Genomic DNA, 4,165 nt, shown 5'->3' on the forward strand with positions numbered 1-4,165 from the left:
ACCGGGCGGCGCCCCGCCTGGAGCGGCTCGTCGCCACCTGGTGCGACGCCTTCGCGGAGCGGTTCCGGGCCCGCTGGGTGCCGCTGGACCACCAGGTGGAGCACCAGTCGCGGACCGTGCTGGTGGCGGCGCAGCAGGCGCGCGAACAGGCGCGGTGAGCCGGCCCGGGCCCGCACCGCCCGGGAACCGGCCCCACCGCCCGTCGTGGTCGCGCCGGTCAGTCGTCCAGGCTGAAGACAGCTCCGGTGCGCGCCCTCATCACGCAGGCGCTGGTGTACGTCTCCCGGAAGTCGACCGACCGGCTGCCCCAGTGCCCGCGCGCGTGGACGGTCACCGGCTTGAAGATCATCGGGCAGAACACGGGTGCGGCCGGGATGCGGTCGATGCGCCCGCCGGCGGCGGACAGGTCGGCGCAGGCCTCGGCCGCGTGCGCGTGTCCCAGGGGCGGGTCGCACAGCAGCAGCGTGCCGCGGGTGTCGGCCGACCGGGCATCGCCCTTGGTGACCGTCAGGTAGAGCCAGTTGGCCGGGAGGACGTCGTGGGAGGCGGCCTGTGCCGGGCCCGCGGTGAGGAGGCCGGCGGCGGCCAGCAGGGCGCCGGCCGCCGCTGCCGTTCTGGTGAGGTACGTCATGCCCGTTCCATCGGCACGGCGGCCCGGCTTCCGCAGTGCGGCTCACCCGATCGGGAGGGTCCGCCCGCGTGACCCGGGCGCCAGTTCGAAGGGGCCGGTCGGGAGGTCAGCCGGCCGCGAGCCGGAACGCCGCCCTGCCGAAGGACACCTGGTCGCCCTCGCGGACGACGACCGCCCCGGTCACCCGGCGGCCGTTGACCGTGGTGCCGTTGGTGGAGCCCAGGTCCCTGAGGATCCACAGGCCGCCCTGGTGGCGCAGTTCGGCGTGCACGCGGGAGACGGTCTCGTGGTTGAGGCGCAGCCCGTTCGCGGGATCGCGGCCTATGCGCAGCGGGTGGGTGTGCGACGGGTGCGGCAGCAGCAGCTTGGGCAGCCGCTCCGCCTGCCAGGCCCGCCGCAGCCGCACGGTGAACCCGGAGACGGCCTCGACGGTGCCGAGGACCGCCCGGGAGAACCGGTTCTCCCGGGGCAGGTCGGCGACGAGGACGGCGAGTTCGTCGGAGCGCCGCGCGACGAGCGCCAGCTCCATGCGGCGGACGAACGTGTCGTGCGAGAGCCGGCCCAGGGCGACGCCGTCGCGCAGCGCCCGGAGCGCCTTGTCGCGCTCCGCGTCGGACAGGCGCGCGGGGTAGGTGGAGAACTCGAAGGACGACGTCACGCAGGCGATTGTCGGGCAGCGAACGGCGGGTGTCCAGAAAACGCGGATGACGTGCCGGTGTTCGGGCACTTCCACGACACCTGCCGGCAAAGGACGGATTCGGAAGCGGATCGATCGTCCGGGACGGCACGATGGAAGACGCGGGACATCACGGTGAGCAGACGTAAGGGGAACCGTCCGTGCAGTTCGAGGTGTGGGCACCGCAGGCAGACCGGGTCACGCTCCATTGCGAGGGCACCACGCGCGCGTTGACGCGCGATCCCGCCCGCGGGGGGTGGTGGACGGGCGAGGCGGAGGCGCGGGACGGCGCGCGGTACGGGTTCGCGCTGGACGACGGACCCGTGCTGCCCGATCCGCGCTCGCGCCGCCAGCCGGACGGCCCGGACGGGCTGAGCGCCGTCGTGGACCACGGGCGCCACGACTGGCGGGCGCAGTGGGCGGGACGCGGGCTGCCGGGCGCGGTGCTGTACGAGCTGCACGTGGGCACGTACACCCCCGAGGGCACCCTGGACGCCGCCGCCGGCCGGCTGCAGCACTTGGTGGATCTGGGCGTCACACACGTGGAGTTGATGCCGCTGTGCCCCTTCCCGGGGCGGCACGGCTGGGGGTACGAGGGGGTGTCGCTGTGGGCGGTGCACGAGCCGTACGGCGGCCCCGAGGCCCTGCAGCGCTTCGTCGACCGGGCGCACGAACTCGGGCTGGGCGTCGTCCTGGACGTCGTGCACAACCACTTGGGACCGTCGGGCAACTATCTGCCGCTGTTCGGGCCGTACTTCACGGACACCCACACCACCCCGTGGGGCTCGGCGGTGAACCTGGACGCGCCCGGCTCGGACGAGGTGCGCGCGTTCCTGGTGGGCAGCGCGCTGGCGTGGCTGCGGGACTACCGGATCGACGGGCTGCGGCTGGACGCGGTGCACAGTCTGTACGACACGCGCGCGTGCCACTTCCTGGAGGAGCTGTCGGCGGCGGTGGACGCGCTGGCCGACGAGGTGGGCAGGCCGCTGTTCCTGATCGCCGAGTCGGACCTGAACGACCCGCGGTTCATCACCCCGCGCGCGGAGAACGGCCTCGGCCTGCACGCGCAGTGGAACGACGACTTCCATCACGCCCTGCACACCGCGCTGACCGGTGAGTCGCAGGGCTACTACGCCGACTTCGCGCGGGATCCCTTCGGCGCGCTCGCCAAGACGCTCACCGGCGGCTACTTCCACGACGGCACGTATTCGAGCTTCCGGGGCCGCGGTCACGGCCGGCCGCTGGACCGCGCACGGGTGGCCGCGCACCGGCTGCTGGGCTACAGCCAGACCCACGACCAGGTCGGCAACCGCGCCCAGGGCGACCGGCTCTCCGCCCACCTCTCCCCCGGCCTGCTGGCCTGCGCGGCCACGCTGACGCTGACCGCGCCGTTCACACCGATGCTGTTCATGGGCGAGGAGTGGGCGGCGGGCACGCCGTGGCAGTTCTTCACCGACCACACCGACGCCGAACTGGCCGAGGCCGTCCGGCGGGGCAGGCGGCGGGAGTTCGCCGCGCACGGCTGGGCCGAGGAGGACGTGCCCGACCCGCAGGACCCGGCGACCCGGGAGCGGTCGTGCCTGGACTGGTCGGAGCCGGAGCGCGAGCCCCACGCGCGGGTGCTCGCCTGGTACCGCCGGCTCCTCGCGCTGCGCCGGGAGCAGCCCGACCTGACCGACCCGGACCTCGCCGACACCAAGGTGGCGTACGACGCGGACGCCCGCTGGCTGGCCTTCCGGCGCGGGGACGTACGGGTGGCGGTGAACCTGGGCAAGGAGGAGGCGGCGATTCCGCTGGGGACGGGCCGGGTGGAGGTCCTCGCGGCCTGGGACCCGGTCGAGCCGCCCGGCCGGGACGGGCTGCTCCAGGTTCCCGGGGAGTCCTGCGTGGTGCTGACACAGCCCTGAGGTGTCCCGGCAGCCGCGCGGTGAGCCGCCGGGGTGCTCCGGGCGGCGGGCGGTGCTCCGGGGCCCTGGGGCCCCGTCAGGGCTCCGGCTCGTCCTCCGGGAAGTCCGTCACCCGCTCCAGCAGGATCGGCTCCCAGGCGCGCCGCAGCTGGGTGCGCAGCAGGGGCAGGGAGCCGCCCGTGCGGCCCTCCAGGTGGTCGGTGAGGCGCAGGACGGTGTCGCACCGGGCCAGCCACAGGCCGCGCAGGCAGGGACGGGCGCCGTAGCCGGCGAGGGTGGCGGCGCGGACGGCCGCCGGGGAGCCGACCGCGACGGCGAGTCCGGCGATGTCCTCTGCGGGGTCACCGAGGGCCGCCGCGGTCCAGTCCAGGATGCCGCGCACCCGGCCGTCGGCGCTGACCAGCACGTGCGCGCCGGTCAGCCCGTGGTGGATGAGCACGGCGGTACCGGACTGCGCGGTGAGCTGGGCGGCGCCGGACGGGGTCAGCTGCTGGAGCCGGGCGGCGTCGAACTCGTCGGCGGCGGCGAGCCGTCCGGCCGCGTGCACGGCCATCCGGCGCAGCGCCTCCAGGGACCGCGGCGCGGTGCGGGGCACACCGAGCGCCTCCGCCTGGCGTGCGGGCACGGCGCGCAGCCCGCTCAGCAGCCCGGCGAGATCGGCCTCGCCGACGGCGGAGACGTCGTACGCGTCGGCCGTGCCGCCGGGCACCCGGGTGTCGAGCGTGTAGGCGAGGCCGGGCGCCCAGTCGCCGTGCGCGACGCTGGTCGGCACGGCGACGGGCAGGTGCGGGCGGACCAGGTCGCGCAGCCGCAGTTCGCGGCGGCGGCGGACGGACGCCTCGCGGTCGGGCGCGAGGCGCAGCACATGGCGGGCGCCGACCCACCACGTGTGCTCGCGGTCCTCCGTCACGGGTCGCACGCCGGGTCCCCCGGTGCCGTCGCCGCCGCCCT

The 4,165-nt window shown here is 75.5% G+C and carries 4 protein-coding genes and 1 pseudogene; 2 read left to right on the forward strand and 3 right to left on the reverse strand.

The window, feature by feature from the left end; all coding sequences use genetic code 11:
* Positions 1 to 158, forward strand: a pseudogene (locus IE312_RS41245) (M14 family zinc carboxypeptidase); the annotation flags it as partial.
* A gap of 59 nt (positions 159 to 217) precedes the next feature.
* Here the strand turns inward: IE312_RS41245 and IE312_RS21940 are convergent.
* The gene (locus tag IE312_RS21940) at positions 218 to 631 is read right to left on the reverse strand and encodes an SSI family serine proteinase inhibitor (protein ID WP_189984059.1); all 414 of its coding nucleotides are present in this window, start codon (positions 629 to 631) and stop codon (positions 218 to 220) included.
* A gap of 106 nt (positions 632 to 737) precedes the next feature.
* Positions 738 to 1,289 carry an FHA domain-containing protein gene (locus IE312_RS21945; protein ID WP_189984060.1) on the reverse strand — a complete coding sequence of 184 codons (552 nt, stop codon included), beginning with the start codon at positions 1,287 to 1,289 and terminating at the stop codon, positions 738 to 740.
* Between the two features lie 179 nt (positions 1,290 to 1,468).
* On the opposite strand from IE312_RS21945, the gene treZ reads away from it, so the two are divergent.
* On the forward strand, positions 1,469 to 3,214 hold the full coding sequence (gene treZ, locus IE312_RS21950) for a malto-oligosyltrehalose trehalohydrolase (protein ID WP_189984061.1): 1,746 nt from the start codon (positions 1,469 to 1,471) through the stop codon (positions 3,212 to 3,214).
* 76 nt (positions 3,215 to 3,290) lie between these two features.
* Here treZ and IE312_RS21955 read toward each other — a convergent pair.
* Positions 3,291 to 4,165, reverse strand: an 875-nt coding sequence (locus IE312_RS21955; RefSeq protein WP_229900273.1) for an aminoglycoside phosphotransferase family protein, incomplete at its 5' end; no start/stop codon positions are given.

Origin of the sequence: Streptomyces capoamus, assembly GCF_014654935.1 — a bacterium.
Taxonomy (GTDB): Bacteria; Actinomycetota; Actinomycetes; order Streptomycetales; family Streptomycetaceae; genus Streptomyces; species Streptomyces capoamus.

Excerpts from the sequence above, each read along its gene's own strand:
- IE312_RS21940 (WP_189984059.1), bottom strand. The coding sequence starts at position 631 with ATGACGTACCTCACCAGAACGGCAGCGGCGGCCGGCGCCCTGCTGGCC.